This is a genomic window from Erwinia pyri (genome assembly GCF_030758455.1).
Taxonomy (GTDB): Bacteria; Pseudomonadota; Gammaproteobacteria; order Enterobacterales; family Enterobacteriaceae; genus Erwinia; species Erwinia pyri.
The window spans coordinates 895,950-918,540 of sequence record NZ_CP132353.1; the positions used below are offsets into that span (position 1 = coordinate 895,950).

The 22,591-nt window shown below is 55.0% G+C and carries 21 protein-coding genes; 16 read left to right on the forward strand and 5 right to left on the reverse strand.

Features of this window, described 5'->3' with window-relative positions; translation table 11 throughout:
- The first annotated feature begins 26 nt into the window (after positions 1 to 26).
- The 7 genes from Q3V30_RS04265 (at position 27) to Q3V30_RS04295 (ending at position 7,688) form a co-directional block, all read left to right on the forward strand.
- Positions 27 to 245 carry an ogr/Delta-like zinc finger family protein gene (locus tag Q3V30_RS04265; protein WP_306210789.1) on the forward strand — a complete coding sequence of 73 codons (219 nt, stop codon included), beginning with the start codon at positions 27 to 29 and terminating at the stop codon, positions 243 to 245.
- A gap of 210 nt (positions 246 to 455) precedes the next feature.
- Positions 456 to 1,382, forward strand: a complete 927-nt coding sequence (gene xerD / locus Q3V30_RS04270; protein ID WP_306213064.1) for a site-specific tyrosine recombinase XerD — start codon at positions 456 to 458, stop codon at positions 1,380 to 1,382.
- A 33-nt stretch (positions 1,383 to 1,415) separates the two neighbouring features.
- Complete coding sequence (gene dsbC, locus Q3V30_RS04275; protein ID WP_306210790.1) at positions 1,416 to 2,126, forward strand: bifunctional protein-disulfide isomerase/oxidoreductase DsbC; 711 nt, start codon at positions 1,416 to 1,418, stop codon at positions 2,124 to 2,126.
- Entirely contained in the window at positions 2,126 to 3,844 is a 1,719-nt protein-coding gene (gene recJ, locus Q3V30_RS04280) for a single-stranded-DNA-specific exonuclease RecJ (protein ID WP_306210793.1), read from the forward strand. Before dsbC ends, recJ begins: the two co-directional genes overlap by 1 nt.
- A 180-nt stretch (positions 3,845 to 4,024) precedes the next feature.
- Positions 4,025 to 5,123 (forward strand): peptide chain release factor 2 gene (gene prfB / locus Q3V30_RS04285; protein WP_306210795.1). Its coding sequence is split into 2 segments (ribosomal slippage): positions 4,025 to 4,099 and positions 4,101 to 5,123, totalling 1,098 coding nucleotides; the frame shifts between segments, so codons are not numbered across the junction.
- A 9-nt stretch (positions 5,124 to 5,132) separates the two neighbouring features.
- Positions 5,133 to 6,653: a lysine--tRNA ligase gene (gene lysS, locus Q3V30_RS04290; protein WP_306210797.1), complete on the forward strand. Its 1,521-nt coding sequence runs from the start codon at positions 5,133 to 5,135 to the stop codon at positions 6,651 to 6,653.
- A gap of 396 nt (positions 6,654 to 7,049) precedes the next feature.
- Entirely contained in the window at positions 7,050 to 7,688 is a 639-nt protein-coding gene (locus tag Q3V30_RS04295; protein WP_306210799.1) for an acyl-homoserine-lactone synthase, read from the forward strand.
- 6 nt (positions 7,689 to 7,694) lie between these two features.
- Here Q3V30_RS04295 and Q3V30_RS04300 read toward each other — a convergent pair whose 3' ends face one another.
- Complete coding sequence (locus tag Q3V30_RS04300; protein WP_306210801.1) at positions 7,695 to 8,411, reverse strand: LuxR family transcriptional regulator; 717 nt, start codon at positions 8,409 to 8,411, stop codon at positions 7,695 to 7,697.
- A 309-nt stretch (positions 8,412 to 8,720) separates the two neighbouring features.
- Here Q3V30_RS04300 and Q3V30_RS04305 point away from each other — a divergent pair, with 309 nt between their 5' ends.
- Positions 8,721 to 9,233, forward strand: coding sequence for a cupin domain-containing protein (locus tag Q3V30_RS04305; protein ID WP_306210803.1), 513 nt, complete (start codon positions 8,721 to 8,723; stop codon positions 9,231 to 9,233).
- Between the two features lie 7 nt (positions 9,234 to 9,240).
- Here Q3V30_RS04305 and Q3V30_RS04310 read toward each other — a convergent pair whose 3' ends face one another.
- Positions 9,241 to 9,864: a serine protease gene (locus Q3V30_RS04310; RefSeq protein WP_306210805.1), complete on the reverse strand. Its 624-nt coding sequence runs from the start codon at positions 9,862 to 9,864 to the stop codon at positions 9,241 to 9,243.
- A 476-nt stretch (positions 9,865 to 10,340) separates the two neighbouring features.
- Between Q3V30_RS04310 and Q3V30_RS04315 the strand changes: the two genes are divergently transcribed.
- On the forward strand, positions 10,341 to 11,504 hold the full coding sequence (locus Q3V30_RS04315) for an MFS transporter (RefSeq protein ID WP_306210807.1): 1,164 nt from the start codon (positions 10,341 to 10,343) through the stop codon (positions 11,502 to 11,504).
- Here the strand turns inward: Q3V30_RS04315 and Q3V30_RS04320 are convergent.
- The gene (locus Q3V30_RS04320; protein ID WP_306210809.1) at positions 11,480 to 12,421 is read right to left on the reverse strand and encodes a LysR family transcriptional regulator; all 942 of its coding nucleotides are present in this window, start codon (positions 12,419 to 12,421) and stop codon (positions 11,480 to 11,482) included. The two genes, Q3V30_RS04315 and Q3V30_RS04320, sit on opposite strands and share 25 nt — an antisense overlap.
- A 120-nt stretch (positions 12,422 to 12,541) precedes the next feature.
- Here Q3V30_RS04320 and lysA point away from each other — a divergent pair, with 120 nt between their 5' ends.
- Entirely contained in the window at positions 12,542 to 13,795 is a 1,254-nt protein-coding gene (gene lysA, locus Q3V30_RS04325; protein ID WP_306210811.1) for a diaminopimelate decarboxylase, read from the forward strand.
- A gap of 154 nt (positions 13,796 to 13,949) precedes the next feature.
- On the opposite strand, the gene Q3V30_RS04330 is transcribed toward lysA, so the two are convergent.
- Positions 13,950 to 14,258 carry a PTS lactose/cellobiose transporter subunit IIA gene (locus Q3V30_RS04330; protein ID WP_306210813.1) on the reverse strand — a complete coding sequence of 103 codons (309 nt, stop codon included), beginning with the start codon at positions 14,256 to 14,258 and terminating at the stop codon, positions 13,950 to 13,952.
- A 189-nt stretch (positions 14,259 to 14,447) separates the two neighbouring features.
- Here Q3V30_RS04330 and Q3V30_RS04335 point away from each other — a divergent pair, with 189 nt between their 5' ends.
- The 5 genes from Q3V30_RS04335 (at position 14,448) to Q3V30_RS04355 (ending at position 18,875) form a co-directional block, all read left to right on the forward strand.
- The gene (locus tag Q3V30_RS04335) at positions 14,448 to 15,782 is read left to right on the forward strand and encodes a PTS sugar transporter subunit IIC (RefSeq protein WP_306210815.1); all 1,335 of its coding nucleotides are present in this window, start codon (positions 14,448 to 14,450) and stop codon (positions 15,780 to 15,782) included.
- A gap of 9 nt (positions 15,783 to 15,791) precedes the next feature.
- Positions 15,792 to 17,219, forward strand: coding sequence for a glycoside hydrolase family 1 protein (locus tag Q3V30_RS04340; protein WP_306210817.1), 1,428 nt, complete (start codon positions 15,792 to 15,794; stop codon positions 17,217 to 17,219).
- A gap of 9 nt (positions 17,220 to 17,228) precedes the next feature.
- Positions 17,229 to 17,546, forward strand: coding sequence for a PTS sugar transporter subunit IIB (locus tag Q3V30_RS04345; protein ID WP_306210819.1), 318 nt, complete (start codon positions 17,229 to 17,231; stop codon positions 17,544 to 17,546).
- Positions 17,547 to 17,640: 94 nt separating this feature from the next.
- Positions 17,641 to 18,414: an FCD domain-containing protein gene (locus Q3V30_RS04350; protein WP_306210821.1), complete on the forward strand. Its 774-nt coding sequence runs from the start codon at positions 17,641 to 17,643 to the stop codon at positions 18,412 to 18,414.
- 26 nt (positions 18,415 to 18,440) lie between these two features.
- Positions 18,441 to 18,875: a GNAT family N-acetyltransferase gene (locus Q3V30_RS04355; RefSeq protein WP_306213067.1), complete on the forward strand. Its 435-nt coding sequence runs from the start codon at positions 18,441 to 18,443 to the stop codon at positions 18,873 to 18,875.
- 53 nt (positions 18,876 to 18,928) lie between these two features.
- Here Q3V30_RS04355 and galR read toward each other — a convergent pair whose 3' ends face one another.
- Entirely contained in the window at positions 18,929 to 19,933 is a 1,005-nt protein-coding gene (galR, locus tag Q3V30_RS04360) for an HTH-type transcriptional regulator GalR (RefSeq protein WP_306210823.1), read from the reverse strand.
- Positions 19,934 to 20,139: 206 nt separating this feature from the next.
- On the opposite strand from galR, the gene Q3V30_RS04365 reads away from it, so the two are divergent.
- Entirely contained in the window at positions 20,140 to 22,419 is a 2,280-nt protein-coding gene (locus Q3V30_RS04365; RefSeq protein ID WP_306210825.1) for a molybdopterin guanine dinucleotide-containing S/N-oxide reductase, read from the forward strand.
- Positions 22,420 to 22,591 lie beyond the last annotated feature (172 nt).

Below are 22,591 nucleotides of genomic sequence, written 5' to 3' on the forward strand. Positions count from 1 at the left end.
ATGAGTTTTTACTGTGAGGCTTTAACATGATGAATTGTCCGCTGTGCGGTAACGCTGCGCATACTCGCAGTAGCAATCAAATTTCAACGGAAACTAAGGAGCGATATAACCAATGTCAGAACATAAACTGTGGGTGCACCTTCAAATCTCTTGAGACAATTTCAGCCATTATAATGCGACCGGGCGAGGTGAAGTCTGTGCCACCTCATCCTGGAAGAAATCAGCAGCAGATGCTTTGGCTGTAAAATTTGATTAAACTCGCTCCGGCGGGTTTTTTTATGCCTGCAATTATGTGCCGCCGATCTGTCGCCACTGATAGAATTAATGTTGTATATACTATTGATTTATAAGTATTTATTTTTATGCATATAAATCAGCCCGATATTCATATCCGATAACTCAATTTACTTGGTGCAATGGCGCGGATTATATCAGAATTGAGCCTCTGCGGCGTAATGCGGCGGCCGCAGCCAGCAAAAGGGGATGACGTGCAGGACAGCGATCTGATTGAGCAATTTCTTGATGCCATGTGGATAGAGCGTAATCTGGCCGAAAATACCGTGGCTTCTTATCGCCTGGATTTGATGTCACTGGCGGGCTGGTTAGAGCACAATGCGACAAATTTGTTGCGCGCGGATGCCGTGGATCTGCAGGGTTTTCTGGCAGAAAGGATTGAGGGCGGTTATAAGGCCACCAGCTCTGCCCGGCTGCTGAGCGCCATGCGCCGGCTGTTTCAGTACCTCTACCGTGAAAAGCTTCGCGATGACGATCCCAGCGCGCTGCTGGCTTCGCCAAAGCTGCCCCAGCGTCTGCCGAAAGATCTCAGTGAAGCGCAGATCGACCGCCTGCTGCAGGCGCCCAGCATTGAAGAACCCCTTGAGCTGCGTGACAAGGCGATGCTGGAGCTGCTTTATGCCACCGGACTGCGCGTTACCGAACTGGTCAGCCTGACGTTAAACAATGTCAGCCTGCGCCAGGGCGTGGTGCGGGTGATTGGTAAAGGGGATAAAGAGCGCCTGGTGCCGCTGGGAGAAGAAGCGGTACACTGGCTGGAGCACTATCTGGAATATGGGCGCCCCTGGCTGCTGAACGGCCAGACGCTGGATGTCCTGTTTCCCAGCAGCCGTGCCCGACAGATGACCAGGCAAACTTTCTGGCATCGCATCAAACATTACGCCACACTGGCAGGGATCGACAGTGAGAAGCTTTCGCCGCACGTGTTGCGCCACGCTTTTGCCACCCATTTACTCAATCATGGGGCTGATTTGCGTGTTGTACAGATGCTCTTAGGGCACAGCGATCTCTCCACCACCCAGATTTATACGCATGTCGCCACCGAGCGGCTGCGTCAGTTACATCAACAGCATCATCCTCGCGCCTGAGGCGGGGATTGAGAAAAGGCTAAGGATAACCCGATGAAAAAGCATTACCTGTTACTCACTTTGCTGATGACCGCCGTCAGCGGCCTTGCGCATGCGGATGACGCGGCGATCCAGCAGTCGCTGAAAAAATTGGGTTTACAGCAGACTGAGATCCAACCTTCGCCTCTGCCCGGGATGAAAACCGTGCTGACAGAGAGCGGCGTGCTCTACGTCACTGAAGATGGCAAACAGTTTATCCAGGGACCGCTGTACGATGTCAGCGGTGGCCAGCCGGTCAACGTCACCAACAAACTGCTTGAGAAGAAAGTGGAAGCGCTGAGCAGCGAGATGATCGTCTACAAAGCGCCGAAAGAACAACATGTGATCACCGTGTTCACCGACATCACCTGTGGCTACTGCCGCAAGCTGCACTCGCAAATGGCTGACTACAACGCGTTGGGTATTACCGTGCGTTACCTCGCTTTCCCGCGTGAAGGCATGAATGGCCAGGTTGCAAAAAATATGGAATCCGTCTGGTGCGCCGCAGATCGTAAAAAAGCGTTCAGCACCGCGATGAACGGCGGGGAAGTGTCGCCCATCGACTGCAAAATCGACCTTTCCCAACAGTACAAGCTGGGCATCCTCTACGGCATTCAGGGTACGCCAGCCATTCTGCTGCAAAACGGCATGATGATCCCAGGCTACCAGGGGCCGCAGGAGATGAAACAGCTGCTGGATAGCCAGAAAGCGGGCGGCCAGGGCTAGTGAAGAGTCAAACTGAACTCCGCCGTCGTGTGGCGGTGGAAGGGGCCGAGCTCCCCGACGAACTCCATCCGCTGCTGCGTCGTCTTTATCAGCATCGTGGGGTTCTGCAAGCCAGCGAGCTGGAGCGCGGGGCGAAAAACCTGCATCCTTTTCACTCGCTGTCGGGCATTGAGTTAGCGGCTGAGATCCTGCAAAAAGCGATTGCGGATAACCTCTGCATCATGATCGTGGGGGACTTTGACGCCGACGGCGCTACCAGCACCGCGCTGGCCGTGCTTGCGCTGCGCAGCATGGGCGGACGCAACGTCAAATATCTGGTGCCTAACCGCTTTGATGATGGCTATGGCCTGAGTCCTGAAGTGGTTGAGCAGGCTGCCGCCCGAGGCGCGCAGCTGATTGTGACCGTGGATAACGGCATCTCCTCTCATGCTGGCGTGGCGCTGGCGCACGAGAAGGGCATTGCCGTGGTGGTCACCGATCACCACCTTCCCGGCGAAACGCTGCCGGATGCGGAAGCGATCGTAAACCCCAATCTGGAAGAGTCCGCCTTCCCGTCACGCTCGCTGGCGGGCGTGGGCGTGGCATTCTATCTGATGCTGGCGCTGCGTGCGCGGCTGCGTGACAGCGGGGCAGAAGTGTTGCCTAACCTGGCGGAACTGCTGGATCTGGTGGCGCTGGGCACGGTGGCGGACGTGGTGCCGCTGGATGCCAATAACCGCATTCTGGTCTGGCAGGGGCTGAGCCGCATTCGTGCCGGAAAATGCCGGGCTGGCATTAAAGCGCTGCTGGAAATCGCTAACCGCGATCCCCGTCAGCTGGCCGCCAGTGATTTAGGCTTTGCGATTGGCCCACGGCTGAATGCAGCGGGCAGGCTGGACGATATGTCTGTTGGCGTGGCGCTGCTGCTGAGCGAAGATATTGCTCAGGCCCGCATGCTGGCGAGTGAACTGGATGCGCTGAACCAGACCCGTAAAGAGATTGAGCAGGGCATGCAGCGGGAAGCGCTGGCGCTGTGTGACGCGCTGGAGCGCAGCAGCGAAGCGTTGCCGCTGGGGATTGCGATGTACCATCCCGAGTGGCATCAGGGCGTGGTCGGTATCCTTGCTTCCCGCCTGAAAGAGCGTTTTCACCGGCCGGTTATCGCCTTCGCACCGGCGGGCGACGGCACGCTGAAAGGCTCCGGGCGCTCTGTCTCCGGGCTGCATATGCGTGATGCGCTGGAGCGGCTGGATACGCTCCATCCCGGCCTGATTATTAAATTTGGCGGTCACGCCATGGCCGCTGGCCTGTCGCTTGAAGAGGCGAAATTTGCCGAGTTCCGCCAGCACTTCGGCGATCTGGTCGGTGAATGGCTGGACAAAGAAGCGCTGCAGGGCGTGGTTTGGTCAGACGGCGAGCTGATGGCTCAGGAGCTGACCTTGCCAACGGCGGAACTGCTGCGCGAGGCGGGACCGTGGGGCCAGGCTTTCCCGGAACCGCAGTTTGACGGCAAATTTAAGCTTATCCAGCAGCGGCTGGTAGGCGAGCGCCATCTGAAAGTGATGATCGAACCGCTGGGCGGCGGCCCGCTGCTGGATGGCATCGCCTTTAACGTGGATACTGCGCTGTGGCCAGACCCCAGCGTGAAGCAGGTTGAGCTGGCCTATAAGCTCGACATCAATGAGTTTCGCGGCAACCGCAGCGTCCAGCTGATTATTGAAAAGCTCTGGCCACTGTAGGCCTGCTTTATCCCTTCTTGTTGAATGAAATCCGCCTTTGCGCCGCCCGCTTCAGCTCAGCGGCCTGCTGAGGCGGATCCTCCCCCCTGAGACGCAAATTGCTCCCTTTTCAGCGCTACAATCCGTCGGCAAATTCGGTTAAACTGCTCAGTTACATTCATGTCCTAAAAGATTCTCATCATGTTTGAAATTAATCCGGTAAAGAACCGAATTCAGGATCTCTCTGAGCGCAGTGGCGTTCTCAGGGGGTATCTTTGACTACGATGCCAAGAAAGAACGTTTAGAAGAAGTTAACGCCGAGCTGGAACAGCCGGACGTCTGGAACGAGCCTGAGCGCGCCCAGGCGCTGGGCAAAGAGCGCTCCTCGCTGGAAGCGATCGTCGAAACGCTGGATCAGATGGAGCAGGGGCTGGAAGATGTCTCTGGCCTGCTTGAGCTGGCCGTTGAAGCTGACGATGAAGAGACCTTCAACGAAGCGGTCGCTGAACTCGACCTGCTGGACAAAAAGCTGGGTGAGCTGGAGTTCCGCCGCATGTTCTCCGGCGAGTATGACAGCGCCGACTGCTATATCGACATTCAGGCCGGTTCCGGCGGCACCGAAGCCCAGGACTGGGCGGGCATGCTGGTACGTATGTACCTGCGCTGGGCAGAAGCGAAAGGCTTTAAAACGGAAGTGATTGAAGAGTCCGAAGGCGAAGTGGCCGGCACCAAATCCGCCACGCTGCGCATTATGGGCGATTATGCGTTTGGCTGGCTGCGCACCGAAACCGGCGTTCACCGGCTGGTACGTAAAAGTCCGTTTGACTCCGGCGGCCGCCGTCATACCTCCTTCAGCTCCGCGTTTGTTTACCCGGAAGTGGATGACGATATTGATATCGAAATCAACCCGGCGGATCTGCGTATTGACGTTTACCGTGCTTCGGGCGCGGGTGGTCAGCACGTTAACCGGACCGAGTCGGCGGTGCGTATTACCCACATTCCGACCAATACCGTGACGCAGTGCCAGAACGACCGCTCTCAGCATAAAAACAAAGACCAGGCGATGAAGCAGATGAAGGCGAAGCTGTATGAGCTGGAAATGCAGAAGAAAAATGCTGAGAAACAGTCGCTGGAAGATAACAAATCTGATATCGGCTGGGGAAGCCAGATCCGCTCCTACGTGCTGGATGACTCCCGTATCAAAGATTTGCGTACCGGTGTAGAGACCCGCAACACCCAGGCGGTGCTGGATGGCGATCTGGACCGTTTTATTGAAGCCAGCTTGAAAGCCGGTCTATAAGGAACTGACATGTCTGAACAACAACCGCAGAGCGCTGATGTCGCACTTGAGCTGAACAATGAACTGAAAGCGCGTCGCGAGAAGCTCAGCGCGCTGCGTGAAAATGGCGTGGCGTTCCCTAACGATTTCCGTCGTGACAGCATTTCAGAGCAGCTGCACGCTGAGTTTGATGCCAAAGAGAACGAAGAGCTTGAAGCGCTTGGCGTGGAAGTGAGCGTAGCCGGTCGTATGATGACCCGCCGCATTATGGGTAAAGCCTCATTTGTGACCCTGCAGGACGTTGGTGGCCGCATCCAGCTCTACGTTTCCCGCGACGATCTGGCGGAAGGGATCTACAACGAACAGTTCAAAAAGTGGGACCTTGGCGATATCGTCGGTGCCCGCGGCAAACTGTTCAAAACCAAAACCGGCGAGCTCTCTATCCACTGTAACGAGCTGCGCCTGCTGACTAAAGCCCTGCGCCCGCTGCCGGACAAGTTCCACGGTCTGGCGGATCAGGAGACGCGTTACCGTCAGCGTTATCTGGACCTGATCGCTAACGAAGAGTCGCGTAAAACTTTCAAAATCCGCTCACAAATCATGGCGGGTATCCGCAGCTTTATGGTGGGTCGCGAGTTTATGGAAGTGGAAACGCCGATGATGCAGGTGATCCCTGGCGGCGCCTCCGCACGTCCGTTTATCACCCACCATAATGCGCTGGATATCGATATGTACCTGCGCATTGCGCCGGAACTCTATCTGAAGCGTCTGGTGGTGGGCGGTTTCGATCGCGTCTTCGAAATCAACCGTAACTTCCGTAACGAAGGTATTTCGCCGCGTCATAACCCAGAGTTCACCATGATGGAACTCTATATGGCCTATGCGGACTATCGCGATCTGATCGAACTCACCGAAAGCCTGTTCCGTACCCTGGCGCAGGATGTGCTGGGCACCACCGTAGTCCCTTACGGTGAGCAGGAGTTTGATTTCGGCAAGCCGTTTGAAAAGCTGACGATGACCGAGGCAATTCTGAAATACCGCCCGGAAACCAACCTTGCCGATCTCAAAGATTTTGACAAAGCAGCCGCCATTGCGCAGTCGCTGGGTATCAAAGTTGAGAAGAGCTGGGGCCTGGGCCGCATCGTGACGGAAATCTTCGAAGAGACCGCTGAAAGCCATCTGATCCAGCCGACCTTTATCACCGAATACCCGGCTGAAGTCTCTCCGCTGGCGCGTCGTAACGACGAAAATCCGGAAATCACCGACCGCTTCGAATTCTTTATCGGCGGCCGTGAAATCGGTAACGGCTTCTCCGAGCTGAACGATGCGCAGGATCAGGCTGAGCGTTTCCTGCAGCAGGTGAATGCGAAAGATGCCGGGGATGACGAAGCGATGTTCTACGATGAAGACTACGTGACCGCGCTGGAACATGGCCTGCCGCCAACGGCGGGCCTGGGTATCGGGATTGACCGTATGGTGATGCTGTTCACTAACAGCCACACCATCCGTGATGTGATCCTCTTCCCGGCACTGCGTCCGACCGGCAAGTAAGTTTTTTGCCGTAAGCGTTGAAAAGGGGCGAAGCAATTCGCCCCTTTTATACAACAGCCCCGACACAAAAAGCATCCATAAGAATACTCACTCAAATTTGAGTAAATTCTCTCAGATGATGCCGCTCCTTTAAGACCAAACCGCTTTTCATGCACTTATTTAGATAGCATGATTTTTTCAGGCTGATAAAATTATTTTCAATGCTTTATTTTTATTTGATAATATAGAAACCATCCATTTTATTTCGGTATTATCCTCAATAAGTTTTTTGATATTACTCCCTGAATGCTACCGCTCAGGAGGAAAAAATAATATCATTCTTCAGTCTCGGCATAATGCGTTAAAGCTCACTCCTGTGTTATTTGGCTCTGTCTGAATTCATATACAGGTAACATTATGCTTAAAATTTATTGTACTGATTATGCCACCTTAGATCGTAAGAAATCAGAAGAACTTTTCATGTTAAGAAAACAGGTTTTTAAAGACAGACTGCAGTGGGCTGTCAACTCTACAGATGGAAAGGAAAATGATGAGTTTGATAATGAAAACGCTAAATATATTTATGGCGTAAAAGATGAAAAGATAATTTGTGGGAGTCGAATCATTGAAATGAGAAATGAAAATATGCTGGTTAAAACCTTCTCCTCTTTTTTTGATAAAGTTGAGATACCCGAAGGGAACTATATTGAATCAACCCGCTTTTTCGTTGATAAACAGAGGGCTAAAGTTTTAGCCGGTCACCGTCTTCCTGTAACCAGGATATTATTTATGGCACTGATAAACTATGCCCGGCAGCATCATTACGATGGTGTTATTGCCGTGGCCAGTCATCCTATGATGCAAATTATAAAGAATTCTGGCTGGAAAATTACCCTACTGGAAACGGGACAATCTGAAAAGGATGAGCCGGTGTATCTGGTGCTGGGGCATGTTGATGAAGGCAGTCAGCAGGCAATGAAGGCTGCGATCATTAAAGCAAGCAGCCTGGATGAAGAGGTCTTAAATAGCTGGCCATTGTCTGGTTCAGATTTTTAAAATTAACTAATTAACGGGTCTGACCAGGTTGAGTTCTATGCCGAGACGCACAGCATGCCTTGCGTTTATCACCCCAAGTTTTTTGACAATATTTGACATGTGGAATTTAACAGTTGTCGTTTTGATCCCCAGAATAGTTCCGGTTTCTGAATAGGTTTTTCCCACGCTGGCCCAATAGAGAATTTCATTCTCGCGTGTGGTAAATATATTTTCATTGACGGGGCTGGGTTCACTGTTTTTTGAGAGAGAAATGAGCGCCAGATACTCTTCATGGACTGACGCGAGCAGCAGGTCTAAGGTGCCTTTGTGCAGGTTAATACAGCGTTCTGTCTCTTCTCTTTTACTGGGATCAATAATCAAACTCAGCGTAACCAGATTCTTTTTATAGTCGTGCAAAACAAAAGTATAGCCATTAATTATGCTGTAGAGCTTAGCCTTTTCAAAAATAGTGGAGAAGAACGATTCATTGGCCAGGGTGATTTTTTCATTCCATGAAAAGGGTGTCAGTCGATTCAATGCGGCAATAACAATCGGATCGGTAAACTGCAGATTGTTATCCTGGTAGTACTTCACCCATTCATCAGGATAATTTGTCGCATAAGCAGCAATTGACATGTTGTTTTTTGAAAGAACAACATAAGCCCAGGTAAAATCACCTAATTCGCTTAATTTAGTTTCAAGATGATTTTTAATAACGCTCTTAACATAAAACTCGTTTTCCATAACGGCCTGTCTCCCAGTGAGTCAGTGAATTCGGCGGCGCTGCGACAAGCTGGTCTGTAACCAGTGGCGGGGTGAGGATAAACCTTTGAGGCCAGTCTGCAACAGAGCAGATATCGGGTTTCCCTTCGGGGATAAAAAGTACCGTTTTAAGCCTTCTCTTGCAACCTGTTGGTCGCTCTGAAGTTCTCAGAGCAACAAATGGAGACCCCAGGCAGCACGTTTTCACCAATTTTTCGATGACAGCGGCAGAGCGCAACCGTTAAGGTGGTCTGGTGCTGTAAACCGCAGCTTCAAGCATAAAGGTCTGCCATGAAATCAACACCACGCCCCGACTTTATCCGCCACTGGCAGGAGCTGGAAGGGCCTGACAATGAACACTATACCGGCAGCGATGAACTGATGGCGATTGGTTCGCCGCTTGCCCGCTCGCTGGGGCTGACCCGACTTGGCATTCATCATATCCGACTTTTACCCGGTCGCCGGATGTCCTATCCCCATGCAGAAAGCTCAGAAGAAGAATTTGTATTTGTTGTGGAAGGTACGCCGGATGCATGGATTAACGGTGAACTGCATCCCCTTAAGGCAGGTGATGCCGTGGGCTTCCCGTCAGGCACCGGCCTCTGCCATACCTTTATCAATAACAGCAGTGAAGAAGCACGATTTATCGTGGTAGGGGAGGCGAATAAAGCGGAGAACCGGATCCACTATCCCCTCAACCCTGTTTATGAAGCCACCAGAGAAGATCGTTGGGTAAACCCGCCAGAGCAGCAGTTTGGCGACCACAACGGCCTGCCGGATAAACTCAATAACGGTGATGATTAGCTGAAGATCAGGATTTGATCGCCTCATCCAGCCACGTTTTGAATCGGCCGTAGGGCACGTACAGAGAAACATCTTTATAGAGCAGCTTGCCCGATTTCAAATCGTTGATGCGGCTTGAGTAACCCACAATAACGCCGCCGATGGAATCATCGGAAGCGTTATAAACCGCGCCGCCGGACATGCCTTTTACCACGCCCGCGTCAGAGGCCACCACTACGCAGCTCACCTTATTCCAGTCGTTCTTCAGCCCGGTATTCACCAGATTGGTGCCGCTGGACGCCACGGGCATCGCGGAGATAAAGCTGTAGCCATAAAGATTGATCTTATCGCCGATATGACCGTTGCGGAAATGCGGCGGCGCGACGTTGCCGTTCTTGTGGTAAACCACCGCCAGATCGCATTCAGGATGGTAAGATTTAACGCGATAGAGGGAGAACTTTGCTACGTGCGCGGCGGTCAGGCTGTAGTCAGGCGTGAGCGGAATAGTGGTGCCCAGCGTGCCCACGCCAAGTACCGTAGGAATACCCGTCACCGTCATATCTACGCGCTTTTCCGCTTCCTGGCTGTACTCATATTTTCCCACTGAACAGCCGCCCACGAGCAGGGCCAGCAGGCAGATAGCACGTCGCATCGCTACTCCTCGGTAATGAATGGCTTAAGTACCGCACAAAAAAACGCCCCTTAATCTCTGTTCTGTTATCGGCACCTTAAGGCAAATCTTTAATGATTTTGCCTGAGTCCGGGGGCCGGAAATTATCTGGCATCCCGCTCTGAAGCGGCGCAATGCAGAACGCTGTTAAGAGTAAGAGTTCAGAAAGTATGATGTTTGGGGCATCTGAAGCAAATTTTAGCGGCGAAAGATTTCGTAAAAAAGGCAGCCGTGCCGTTTTCCTGTGCGAAGGGAGGGGATTTCAGGTGCAGATTTTCTCCTTGTTCCGATTTTTGCCTGCGAAGCAATAGTCCTTTGATGCGCGGGCTGTTTCAGCCTGAAGAGAGCTGTGCTTTAATTGCTGATGTGATCTGGATCAAATTTTAACTTCCTTTCAGCACGGCAGAGTTTCTGCTGCGCTGGCTTTCTATTTTGTCGACCTGTCTGGAGAGTCTGACATGCCTGTCTCTTTACTGGCGCTGGCGCTGAGTGCTTTTGCTATCGGCACCACGGAATTTGTCATTATGGGTTTGCTGCCGGAGGTGGCGGGGGATTTGCAGGTCTCTATCCCCTCTGCGGGCTGGCTGATCAGCGGTTATGCGCTGGGCGTGGCGATTGGCGCGCCCATCATGGCGCTGCTGACGGCAAAACTGCCGCGTAAACGCACGCTGATGCTGCTGATGGTGATTTTCATTATCGGCAACGTGCTCTGTGCGCTGGCGTACAGCTACAACCTGCTGATGGCCGCTCGCGTTATTACGGCGCTCTGTCACGGTGCTTTCTTTGGCATTGGGGCCGTGGTGGCAGCCAGCCTGGTGGCACCAGGCAAACAGGCTTCAGCCGTGGCGCTGATGTTCACCGGCCTGACGCTGGCTAACGTACTGGGCGTCCCGCTCGGCACCTGGTTTGGTCAGCTGTTTGGCTGGCGCGCCACCTTCTGGGGCGTCTCTGTGATTGGCATCCTGGCGTTTATCTCGCTGATTGTCAGCCTGCCGACCAATCGGGATGAGAAACCGGTGCATCTTGCCAGTGAAATCAGCGCGCTGGCTAATGGCAAGCTGTGGCTCTCGCTGCTGATGACCGTCTTCTTTGCTGCCGCGATGTTTGCCCTGTTCAGCTACATTGCGCCGCTGCTGCTGCAGGTCACCGGGATCACCGACAAAGGGGTGAGCTGGACGTTGTTCCTGATTGGCGGCGGCCTGACGGTAGGTAATATTCTTGGCGGCAAGCTGGCGGACAGAAAGCTCTCGCTCAGCCTGATCCTCAGCTTCTCGCTTATTGCGGTCTTCTCGCTGATCTTCAGCTGGACCAGCCACGCGCTGTGGCTGGCGGAACTTACGCTGTTCCTGTGGGCGATGGCGACCTTTGCTACCGTGCCTGGCCTGCAGATTAACGTGGTTCGCCACGGCAAAGAGGCGCCGAATCTGGTCTCTACGCTGAATATCTCGGCGTTTAACGTGGGCAACGCTTTTGGTGCCTGGGCTGGCGGCGCGGTGATTGGCAGCGGTTATGGCCTCACGGCCGTACCGGTAGTCGCAGCCATACTGGCGGTGGGCGGGCTGGCAATCTGTCTGATCACCTTCCGGCCTTCCCGTGGTCAGACGCAGCCTGCCAACGCCTGACCCAGCAGCGCATCCAGGCGCTGGTTCACCAGGCTGATATCGGCGTGCAAATGTGCGCAGAACGCCTCAACCAGCGCAGAAGAGGGGCGGTGCCGCGGCCGGACAAGGCTCACCGTAAAAGGCACCGCAATGCTGAACCGCCTGATGGCTACTCCGCTGCCAGCATAATCCAGTGCTGTCAGCGGGTTCACGATCGACACCCCCACGCCTGCCCTCACCATAGAACATACCGATGCCGCGCTGTGCGTCTCCAGCACCATTCTGCGCTGAATGCCCTGCTCCTGAAACAGCGTATCCAACAGCTGACGATAGCTGTCGTTACGTGACAGGCTGATGTAGTCCTGTCCGGCGAAATCGGCCGGGGTGAGGCTGGTTTTTGCCGCCAGCGGATGATCTTCAGGCAGAACGCAAACTTCATTGCCGGTAAACAGCTCAGTGCGCTCGGTGCCGGCAGGCGTCTGACGGGTTTCCGTCAGCCCCAGGTCATAACGCTGCGCAGAGAGCCACTCCTCCAGCAGCGGTGACTCCTGCGGAATAATATTCAGGCTGACCTCAGGATAACGCTGCAGAAAGGGCCGGCAAAAAAGCGGCAGCAGCGACTGCGAGAAGACCGGCAGGCAGGCCACGGAGAGTTCGCCCTGGCGAAACTGCCGCAGCCCCTCTGCGGCGCTGATAATTCTGTCCAGCCCATACCAGGAGCGCTGTACCTCTTCAAAGAGACGCAGCCCCTGTACGGTAGGCTGCAGGCGGCCGCGCACCCGGTCGAACAGCTTCAGACCCACCAGCTTCTCAAAGCGGGCAAGCTCGCGGCTTACCGTGGGTTGCGAGGTATGCAACAGCGCAGCGGCTTCTGTAAGGTTACCGGCGGTGACCACCGCATGGAAAATTTCGATATGTCTTAACGTAATACCCGCCATATGCAGCTCCCGAAGTATAGGTGCATCCATATCATGGATGAATAGACTCGGTTAAAACAGATATTTTTCATGCTTCACTGCTTGTGGCGTAATAAGCCGATATTCTTCAGGAGAGCCTCTATGCCACGCTTACTCAACAATCCCGATACCGCGCTGACCCGCGACAATCTTCTGCCGCTGGCTCAGCACTACGGCGGTCCTGTCTGGGCTTACGATGCCAGCATCATCACTGAGCGCATCGCACAGCTACAGCAGTTTGACGTGGTGCGTTTTGCGCAGAAAGCGTGCTCAAATATTCACATTCTGCGCCTGATGCATGCAGCGGGCGTAAAAGTAGACTCTGTCTCTTTGGGCGAAATCGAGCGTGCGCTGGTGGCTGGTTTTCAGCCTGGCGGCGATGAAATCGTCTTTACCGCCGATGTGATTGATGAGCCTACGCTGGCACGGCTGGCTGAGCTGAAGATCCCGGTTAATGCCGGTTCGGTGGATATGCTGGATCAGCTGGGTGAAGTTTCTGCAGGGCATCCGGTCTGGCTGCGTATTAATCCAGGCTTTGGCCACGGCCACAGCCAGAAAACCAATACCGGCGGCGAAAACAGCAAGCACGGCATCTGGTACACCGATTTGCCGCTGGCGCTGGCGGCGATCCAGCGCCACGGACTGAAGCTGGTTGGCCTTCATATGCATATTGGTTCAGGCGTGGATTATGCTCATCTGGAGCAGGTTTGTGAGGCGATGGTGAGTCAGGTGATCGGCTTTGGCCAGGATCTGGAAGCGATCTCGGCGGGCGGCGGGCTATCAATTCCCTACCGTTTTGGTGAAGAGGCGATCAACACCGACCACTATTACGGCTTGTGGAACGCCGCCCGTGAGCGGGTGGCGCAGCACCTGGGCCATGCGGTGAAGCTGGAGATTGAGCCGGGGCGTTTCCTGGTGGCAGAATCTGGCGTGCTGGTCTCTAAGGTCCGGGCAGTGAAGCAGATGGGCAGCCGTCACTTCGTGCTGGTGGATGCAGGCTTTAACGACCTGATGCGCCCGGCGATGTACGGCAGTTACCATCATATTTCGGCGATGGCAGGCGATGGCCGCGAGCTGGACGAGCAGCATACCCTTGAGAGCGTAGTGGCCGGGCCGCTGTGTGAATCGGGCGATGTGTTCACCCAGCTGGAAGGGGGCAAGGTGGAGACGCGTGCGCTGCCAGCGGTAAAACCCGGTGATTACCTGGTCTTCCATGACACCGGCGCTTACGGTGCTTCCATGTCATCGAACTACAACAGCCGTCCGCTGCTGCCGGAAGTGCTGTTTGAAAACGGTAAGCCGCGCCAGATCCGCCGTCCGCAGACCATTCAGGAGCTGCTGGCGCTGGAGCTGTAAGATCCAGCCTCTTCAGGCGTTACTGGTACTCTTGCTGTAATTCGCCAGCCCCGCCAGGCGCTGGCGCTGGCGTTGTAAAATCCCGTTATCGCCGTGAGCGGGGCTGGCTTTTTATCCTTATCATCAGGCCAGCCCGATTATTTCATCGCCATCCTCAGCCAAACAGCTCTTTTCTCAGCAGCACGATCTCTTCCGCCAGATCCCGGCACAGCATCGCCGTCATCAGATGATCCTGCGCATGCACCAGGATCAATGTCACCGGCACTTTGCCACACCCTTCATCGGCGCCAATCAATTCGGTCTGGATCTTATGCGCTTCTTTAGACGCCTCCAGCGAGGCTGCCAGCGCCTCTTCTGCCTGTAACCACTCCCGTTTACGGGCGAACTGAATGGCGCCCATCGCATGAGAGCGCGCTTCCCCGGCGCTAATCAGCAGCGTCATCATGGTTTGCTCAAAATCCATTACAGCCTCCGTTATTGGTATACCAAATAATAAGTATTCATCCTATCGGAATACCAATATGCAATTCCGGGAGACTTATCACAGAAAATAAGGTGAGTTTCGCTACTTTTGGTATGCCACGAGCAGGGATATTCATCAGGCCACGAAAATACTGGAATGCCTTATCACTTACCTCTGAGGGTATTACGCATGTCTCTACAGGATCGGCTTATTGACTCTTTGGGCAGTTTTGCTACCCAATTCAACAGCTACCGCTACATCATGGCGATTAAAGCTTCCTTCATCACCCTGATGCCGGTGATTATCGTTGGTGCCTTCTCCGTATTGATTTCAAATATGGTGCTGGACAGTAAAAATGGCCTTGCCGGCTTTGCGTCGCTCTCTTTCCTGGCCGAACTGAAGCCGATCACCACCAGTATCAACTACGCAACGCTGAGCTTTCTCAACATCGGCGCGGTATTTCTGATCGGGATTGAGCTGGGCAAAATCAACGGCATCAAAACGCTGTTTCCCGGGCTGTTAGCCATCATCTGTTTTATCGCGGTGACGCCAACCACGCTCACCATGCTGGTTGACGGGCAGATGCATCTGGTCACCGATGTACTGGCCAAGCAGTTTTCCGACACCAAGAGCCTGTTCCTCGGCATGTTTATTGCCATTCTCTCTGTGGAGATCTACTGCAGGCTGGAGAATGTCGAACGGCTGAAAATTAAGATGCCCGACACCGTCCCACCTAACGTTGCAGCCTCTTTCTCGGCGTTGATCCCGGCGATCATTACCGTCTCCGCCATTGCCACCTTTGGCTTTGTCTTCCACCGTTTCACCGGCATGTATCTCTATGATGCCGTCTACAAAGTGGTGCAGGAACCGCTGGAGTCTGTGGTGCAGAGCCTGTGGGGCATTCTGCTGCTGATGTTTGTGGCGCAGCTGTTCTGGGTGATTGGCATCCACGGAAATCAGATGGTTAAGCCTATTCGTGAACCGCTGCTGCTGGGCGCCATTCTGGTCAATATGAATGCGTTTGAGCAGGGGAAAGAGGCGCCCAATATCATCACCATGCCCTTCTGGGATGTCTATATGAGCATTGGGGGATCGGGGCTGACTCTTGGCCTGCTCAGCGCGGTTATGCTGGCGACCAAACGCAAAGAGATGCGCGAGATAGCCAAACTCTCCTTCGGTCCGGGCCTGTTCAATATCAACGAGCCGGTGATCTTCGGCATGCCGATCATGCTTAACCCGATTCTGGCTATTCCTTTCATTATCACCCCGCTGATTACTGGCTCCATCGGGTACTTTGCCACCGTGATGGGCTTTGCCGACAAGGCGGTGGTGATGGTGCCCTGGACTACGCCGCCTCTCATCAACGCCTGGCTTTCAACCGCGGGGTCGATGGGGGCTGTAGTGACGCAAATTATCTGCATCCTGGTCTCGATCCTGATTTACCTGCCGTTTGTGAAAATCGCCGCACGGCGGGCCGAGGCGGCAGAAGCCAAAGCTCTGCAGCCTGAGCTGGTGCAAAATTAAGGAGCCACAATGAGTAAGGTTACCATCGCTATCCCGCAGGACTTTATCCTCGGTGCAGCCGCCTCCGCCTGGCAGACCGAAGGCTGGAGTGGCAAAAAAGAGGGACAGGATTCCTGGCCTGACGCCTGGTACAAGAACGATCGCCACGTCTGGCATGAGGGCTTTGGGCCCGGAGTGGCAACAGATTTTATCAATCGTTATCGGGAAGATGTGGCGCTGATGAAGGCTGCCGGGCTGACGCACTATCGGACCTCCATTAACTGGTCACGGTTTTTAACCGATTATGAAAACGCGATCGTGGATGAGGAGTACGCGAGCTATTACGATGCGCTGATCGCTGAAATGCACGCCCAGGGCATTGAGCTGATGCTTTGCCTGGAGCATTACGAACTCCCCGCCGTGCTGCTGGAGCGCTATGGCGGATGGGGCTCAAAGCATGTCGTTGAGCTTTATCTGCGCTATGCGGAAAAAGTGTTTGCACGCTATGGGGATAAAGTGACCCGCTGGTTTACCTTTAACGAGCCGGTGGTGGTGCAAACCCGGATTTACCTGGATGCGCTGCGCTGGCCTTATGAACAGAACACCACAACGTGGATGCAGTGGAACCATCACAAAAATCTGGCGACCGCCAAAGTCGTTAAATTGTTTCGTGAGCGGGGCTACCCCGGCACGGTAGGAACCATTCTGAATCCTGAAGTGACCTTTCCCCGCTCCAGCGCCCCTCATGATGTGCAGGCGGCAGAGCGGTACGATCTCTTTTACAACCGTGTCTTCCTTGATCCGGCGATCAAAGGGGAGTATCCCGCAGAGCTGCTGGCGCTGCTTGAGAAGCACCAGGTCCACTGGGAATACAGCGACGAAGAGCTGCAGCTTATCGCCCGCTATCGGGTGGATGAGGTGGGCATCAATCTTTACTACCCGCATCGGGTAAAAGCGCCTTCCCGCGCCTGGCACCCCGAGACCCCTTTCCATCCCGCTTATTATTATGAGCCTTTCGAGCTGCCGGGGCGGCGAATGAACAAATCGCGCGGGTGGGAGATCCAGCCCGGCATCATTTATGACATGGCGATGCGGATCAAAAATGAGTACGGCAACATCCCCTGGTTTGTCGCAGAGAGCGGCATGGGCATTGAAAACGAGGCGCAGTTTAAAGATGCCAGCGGCGAAATTCAGGATGACTACCGCATCGCTTTCATTGCCGAGCACCTCTACCAGACGTTGAAAGCGCGTGAAGCAGGCGCTAACTGTCAGGGCTATATGCTCTGGGCCTTTACCGACAACGTCTCGCCCATGAACGCCTTCAAAAATCGTTATGGTTTGATTGAGATCGATCTGGATAACCAGCGCCAGCGGCGGATGAAAAAGTCAGCTTACTGGTACCGCGAACGGCGTGACAGCCGGGAGTTAACCCTCACTCTTGATGATGAAATCAAATAAGGAAAAGCGATGAAACGTATTGTGCTGGCCTGCGCCGCAGGCATGTCCACCTCGATGGTGGTCACGCGGATGGAAAAAGAGGCGGTAGCGCGCGGTCTTGAGTATCAGATCTACGCTATCCCGGAGCAAAATTTGCGGGATGAGCTGCAAAACTACGGTAACGACGTGGTGGTAGTGCTGCTGGGGCCGCAGGTTCGCTTCAAGCTGGAAGAGAACCGAAAGCTCACCGACAGCTATCAGATCCCGCTGGCGGTGATTGATACGCTGGCCTACGGCACGTTGAATGGAGCAAAAGTACTCGATCAGGCGCTGGCTTTGTTAAACTAGGCGGATTAACTCGCCGACGCGGGTCAGATTCTGGCTCCGGTCGGGAAGGCGGCGTGGCCGGCGAGATTATCATTAACGAGCTAAGGGTGAAGACGTGGAAAAGGGCGCGGCTGGTCAAGAGAAAAAGCAGTATCAGGAAATCGGACAGCATCTGCGTCAACAAATTATCGATGGCAACTACCCCGTAGGCTCGCGCCTGCCCCCCGAGCGAAATATTGCCGAAACCTGGGGAGTCAGCCGGACTATCGTGCGGGAGGCGCTGTTGATGCTGGAGCTGGAAGGCACGGTAGATATCCGCCAGAGTTCCGGCGTCTACGTGATGCGCATCCCCTCAGAGAGCAGCGACGAGGAGGAAGCATTTTTCCGTAGCGACGTAGGCCCGTTTGAAATGCTGCAGGCGCGCCAACTGCTGGAGAGCAATATCGCCGCCTTTGCCGCTAAAATGGCCACCAAAGCGGATATTGAAAACCTGAAGCGCATCCTGGAGCAGGAGCAGAAAGCGATAGCGATCAACGATGCGAGTCAGGACAACGACAAAATGTTCCATCTGCTGCTGGCGGGCGCAACGCAAAACCAGATGCTGCTTGATACGGTAACCAGCATCTGGCGTCACCACGAAACCAGCCCGCTGTGGCAGCAGCTGCGCAGCCATATTGAAACCCGCAGCTACCGGCTGAAATGGCTTGGCGATCATCAAACTATCCTGGCGGCCCTGCGCCGCCGCGACGTGATGGGATCCTGGCAGGCGATGTGGCAGCACCTTGAGAACGTCAAAAACTCTTTGCTTGAACTCTCTGATGCAGATGCGCCCGACTTTGATGGTTATCTGTTTGAGTCGGTGCCGATCTTCCAGGGCAAACTGGTGTGAGAGCGTTTCATATTGTGCCGCTGAGCATGGCCCTTCAGCACGTTGAGACGGTGACGGAGTGGCTGACCAACGCGTTTGGTACAGAGAACAGCCGGCCATTTTTTGCCAGCATTCTGCGCGCCAGCCTGAGCGAAGCTGAGTTTCCACTTACCTGGGTTGCGCTTGAGGGCGATCGCGTGGCGGGCACGGTAGGGCTCTGGCGCTGCGATCTGATCAGCCGTCAGGATCTGTTCCCCTGGCTGGCTGCACTCTATGTGGATGAAAGCTATCGGGGAGAGGGGCTGAGCGAACAGCTGCAGCAAACGGTGATAGCGGAATGCCGCCTGCGCGGCTATCCCACTCTCTATCTCTATTCAGAATGCGCGGACTATTACGAGCGCTTCGGCTGGCGCTATATCGGCGATGCGATGGACTACCCGGATAAATCTGTACGGCTTTATCACCGGCATCTGGAAGCGTGATTCCATGGCGATCCCCTGAACGGATAACTGCCCGCCTGTGCAGCGGAGGGTAACTAATTGCCTGGCGAACCTACCGAATGGCGACGAACCAGCGTCGGGCTGAACATATTAGTGATTTCCGGCAGCGGCTGCTCATTGGCCAGCGCCAGCGCCAGTACGGCAGCCTGCTGCGCCATGGTCACGATCGGGTAGCGAACCGTGGTCAGACGCGGGCGCACATAGCGCGAAACCAGCACGTCATCAAAGCCAATCAGCGACATCTCTTCCGGCACGATCACCCCATTATCGCTTAACACGGCCAGCGCACCGGCGGCCATGGAGTCGTTATAGCAGGCGACGGCGGTGAACTGCTTACCGCGCCCCAGCAGTTCGGTCATCGCCTGCTCTCCGCCCACTTCATCCGGCTCTCCCAGCGCCACCAGCCGGTCATTACAGGGCAGATTGTGCTCTTTCAGCGCGTCATAATAGCCCTGCAGCCGATCTTCCGTATCGGAGATAGGGTGAGTGGAGCAGATAAAGGCGATATTCTGATGCCCTTGCTGGATCAAATGGCGGGTAGCCAGCCATGAACCGTAGCGGTCATCCAGCGCAATACAGCGCTTTTCAAAGCCGGGCAGGGCGCGGTTAATCAGCACCATGCCGGGGATCTGTTTCATCAGCGAGATCAGTTCCGCATCGGGGATCTTTTTGGCATGGACCACCAGCGCGCCGCAGCGATGGCGGATCAGTTGCTCGATAGCCTGACGCTCTTTGTGCTCGTTATGGTAACCGTTACCAATCAGTAAAAAGTTGCCGGTCTCATAAGCAACTTGTTCAACCGCTTTCACCAAAGCGCCGAAAAAGGGATCGGAAACGTCGCCCACTACCAGCCCCATCGTTTCGGTCGATTGTTGCGCAAGGGCGCGGGCATTGGCATTAGGATGGTATTGCAGCTGTTCCATAGCGCTGTTAACGGCCAGGCGTGAGTTCTCGCTCGCTTTGGGCGAGTTATTAATAACGCGGGATACCGTTGCCACGGAAACGCCCGCGAGCCTGGCAACATCCTTAATAGTGGCCATTGTTACTGCCTTCCAGGGTAAGCGTTTACATAGCTGTTCAGTGTTGCGGAAATTCCCTGTTACTTCAAGCACACAGAATGCCAGCGGTGTCGCAAAGCTGGAGAATTCAGCCCATTCTGGCTTGGCGGGCCGGGCGGATATATTCAGCTTTGCCAAAAAAGGCTATGCTGGCCTTCCAGAAAATATTTTGCCTGCCGGACCGCTATATGACCGTTAAAAGAGTGCCGCACCTTGCCCATTGGGGCGCCTTCACCGCCGTAGTCGAAGAGGGAAAACTGCGCCGTTGTGAACCCTTTTTCGCCGATCGCGACCCGTCGCCGATGCTCAACACCATTCCCGAGCTGGTCTATTCAGACAAGCGTATCCGCCAGCCAATGGTGCGTCGCTCCTGGCTCAAATCCCGCGAGAAGAGCGATCGCACGCTGCGTGGGCGTGAAGACTTTGTGGCGGTGGACTGGGAGACGGCGCTGGATCTGGTGGCAGAAGAGAACCGTCGGGTGCGTGACCGCTATGGCCCTGCCGCTATTTTCAATGGATCTTATGGCTGGTCGTCGGCAGGGCGGGTGAACCATGCGCGAACGTTAATCCGCCGCTTCTACTTCAACGGCGGCGGCGGTATTGACCAGTTGGGCAACTACAGCTGGGGCGCCGCGCAGTTCTTCCTGCCGTATGTTATCGGCACCTATATGCCGCTGACGGGCCGAGTCACCGACTGGCCAGGTGTGGTGGAGCACTGCGAAATCTTTATCGCGTTTGGCGGACTGGCGCTGAAAAACAGCCAGGTCGCTTCCGGCGGGGCGGGGCAGCACAGCCTGAAGCCCGCTCTGCTTGAGCTGGCCGCGAAAAACACGCCGGTGATTAATATCAGCCCGATGCGTGATGACTGCCCGGAATTTGTGAATGCGGAGTGGATCCCCATTCGCCCGAATACCGACGTGGCGCTGATGCTGGCGCTGGGCTTTGAAATCGAGCGTCTGAACGCCGCAGACAGCGCGTTTCTGCACTCCCACTGCGTGGGCTACCCCCAGCTGCGCAGCTATCTGCTGGGTGAAAGCGACGGCATAGCGAAAACGCCGCAGTGGGCCAGCGAGATTACCGGCATTCCGGCCTTGCGCATTGCACAGCTGGCAAAACAGCTGATCGGCAAACGCAGCTTTATTACCTGTTCCTACTCGGTCCAGCGTGCTCACCGTGGCGAACAGCCTTACTGGATGATGATTGCGCTCTCCTCGATGCTCGGGCAGCCGGGCCTGCCGGGCGCGGGCTTCTCCTTTGGCCACGGGTCGATGAACAGCGTGGGCAACCCGCGTGTGGAAGGGCCTGCGCCGATGATGTCTGCCGGCGTGAACCCGATTGCGGATCGGGCCATTCCGGTGGCACGCATCAGCGATATGCTGCTCCATCCGGGCGAGCCCTATACTTTCCAGGGGCAGACGCACACCTATCCCGATATTCATCTTATCCACTGGGCTGGCGGCAATCCGTTCCACCACCATCAGCAGCTGAACCGGCTGGTTGAGGGGTGGCAGCGTCCCGATACGGTGATCGTCCAGGATATTGTCTGGACGCCAGCCGCGCAGATGGCGGACATCGTTTTGCCGGTCACCACCTCGCTTGAGCGTAATGATATTGGCGGCTCCTCGCGCGACCGCTTTGTGCTGGCGATGCATCAGGCGATCCCGCCTCAGCATCAGGCGCGTAACGACTTCGATATCTTTGCCGATCTGGCCGAACGGCTCGGCTACCGCGACACCTTTACGGAAAATCGCAACGAAGCGCAGTGGATTGAACATCTTTATCAGCAGTGCGCCGTTGCCCATCAGCGCAAAGGCCTCCACTGGCCCGAGTTCCGGCAGTTCTGGGAAGAGGGATTTGTCGAGGTGCCCGAGGGTGATAAGCCCTTTATCTTTATGGAAGATTTCCGGGCGGATCCCGTAGCGAATCCGATCAAAACCGCCAGCGGAAAAATTGAGCTGTTCAGTGAAACTATCGCGGGCTATCAGCTGCCAGACTTTGCGCCTCATCCAGAATGGCAGCCGCCAAAAGAGTGGCTGGGAGCAGAGGTGAGCCAGCGCTTCCCGCTGCATATGATCTCCATTCAGCCCGCCGACCGGCTGCACAGCCAGATGGACGCCACCCCTTCCGTGCAGGCTAACAAAACCGCCGGGCACGAAACGCTCTGGATGCATCCCGACGATGCCGCGCCGCGTGGCATCGCGGATGGCGATGTGATTGAGGTCAGTAACGATCGTGGCCGGATGCTGGCTGGCGTCCGCCTGACTCAGGGGGTCACCTCAGGCGTGGTGCTGATCTCTACCGGTGCCTGGTTTGATCCGGGCTTTGGTAAAGCGTGGAGACCCTACGATCGCGCCGGAAATCCTAACGTGCTTACGCTGGACATTGGCACCTCCTCGCTGACGCAGGGGCCGAACGCCATGAGCTGTCTGGTGGAGATCAAAAAGGCGAAAGATTGCAAAAGTGCATAAGAATCACATGGCTGGTTACATTTTGCGGGTAACTGTTGCGAATAGAGGCTGGCGGGGATTGGCGGCAGATTGCTAAAGTCTAAGTCCCAGAGGTATTGATGGGTGAACATCAAAAAGTATTTATGCTTTGTTTCACCGACCTGCGCAGATGCGCAGGTTTTTTTTGCCTGAA

What these genes read in the sequence shown, in the direction of transcription:
- Q3V30_RS04295 (WP_306210799.1), top strand. Translation starts at nt 7,050, where the DNA reads ATGCTTAAAATTTATTGTACTGATTATGCCACCTTAGATCGTAAGAAA.
- lysS (WP_306210797.1), top strand. Translation starts at nt 5,133, where the DNA reads ATGTCTGAACAACAACCGCAGAGCGCTGATGTCGCACTTGAGCTGAAC.
- galR (WP_306210823.1), bottom strand. Translation starts at nt 19,933, where the DNA reads ATGGCCACTATTAAGGATGTTGCCAGGCTCGCGGGCGTTTCCGTGGCA.
- Q3V30_RS04355 (WP_306213067.1), top strand. Translation starts at nt 18,441, where the DNA reads ATGGCCCTTCAGCACGTTGAGACGGTGACGGAGTGGCTGACCAACGCG.
- Q3V30_RS04265 (WP_306210789.1), top strand. Translation starts at nt 27, where the DNA reads ATGATGAATTGTCCGCTGTGCGGTAACGCTGCGCATACTCGCAGTAGC.
- Q3V30_RS04320 (WP_306210809.1), bottom strand. Translation starts at nt 12,421, where the DNA reads ATGGCGGGTATTACGTTAAGACATATCGAAATTTTCCATGCGGTGGTC.
- xerD (WP_306213064.1), top strand. Translation starts at nt 456, where the DNA reads ATGCGGCGGCCGCAGCCAGCAAAAGGGGATGACGTGCAGGACAGCGAT.
- Q3V30_RS04315 (WP_306210807.1), top strand. Translation starts at nt 10,341, where the DNA reads ATGCCTGTCTCTTTACTGGCGCTGGCGCTGAGTGCTTTTGCTATCGGC.
- Q3V30_RS04330 (WP_306210813.1), bottom strand. Translation starts at nt 14,258, where the DNA reads ATGGATTTTGAGCAAACCATGATGACGCTGCTGATTAGCGCCGGGGAA.
- Q3V30_RS04300 (WP_306210801.1), bottom strand. Translation starts at nt 8,411, where the DNA reads ATGGAAAACGAGTTTTATGTTAAGAGCGTTATTAAAAATCATCTTGAA.
- lysA (WP_306210811.1), top strand. Translation starts at nt 12,542, where the DNA reads ATGCCACGCTTACTCAACAATCCCGATACCGCGCTGACCCGCGACAAT.
- Q3V30_RS04365 (WP_306210825.1), top strand. Translation starts at nt 20,140, where the DNA reads ATGACCGTTAAAAGAGTGCCGCACCTTGCCCATTGGGGCGCCTTCACC.
- Q3V30_RS04345 (WP_306210819.1), top strand. Translation starts at nt 17,229, where the DNA reads ATGAAACGTATTGTGCTGGCCTGCGCCGCAGGCATGTCCACCTCGATG.
- Q3V30_RS04310 (WP_306210805.1), bottom strand. Translation starts at nt 9,864, where the DNA reads ATGCGACGTGCTATCTGCCTGCTGGCCCTGCTCGTGGGCGGCTGTTCA.
- Q3V30_RS04335 (WP_306210815.1), top strand. Translation starts at nt 14,448, where the DNA reads ATGTCTCTACAGGATCGGCTTATTGACTCTTTGGGCAGTTTTGCTACC.
- dsbC (WP_306210790.1), top strand. Translation starts at nt 1,416, where the DNA reads ATGAAAAAGCATTACCTGTTACTCACTTTGCTGATGACCGCCGTCAGC.
- Q3V30_RS04340 (WP_306210817.1), top strand. Translation starts at nt 15,792, where the DNA reads ATGAGTAAGGTTACCATCGCTATCCCGCAGGACTTTATCCTCGGTGCA.
- Q3V30_RS04305 (WP_306210803.1), top strand. Translation starts at nt 8,721, where the DNA reads ATGAAATCAACACCACGCCCCGACTTTATCCGCCACTGGCAGGAGCTG.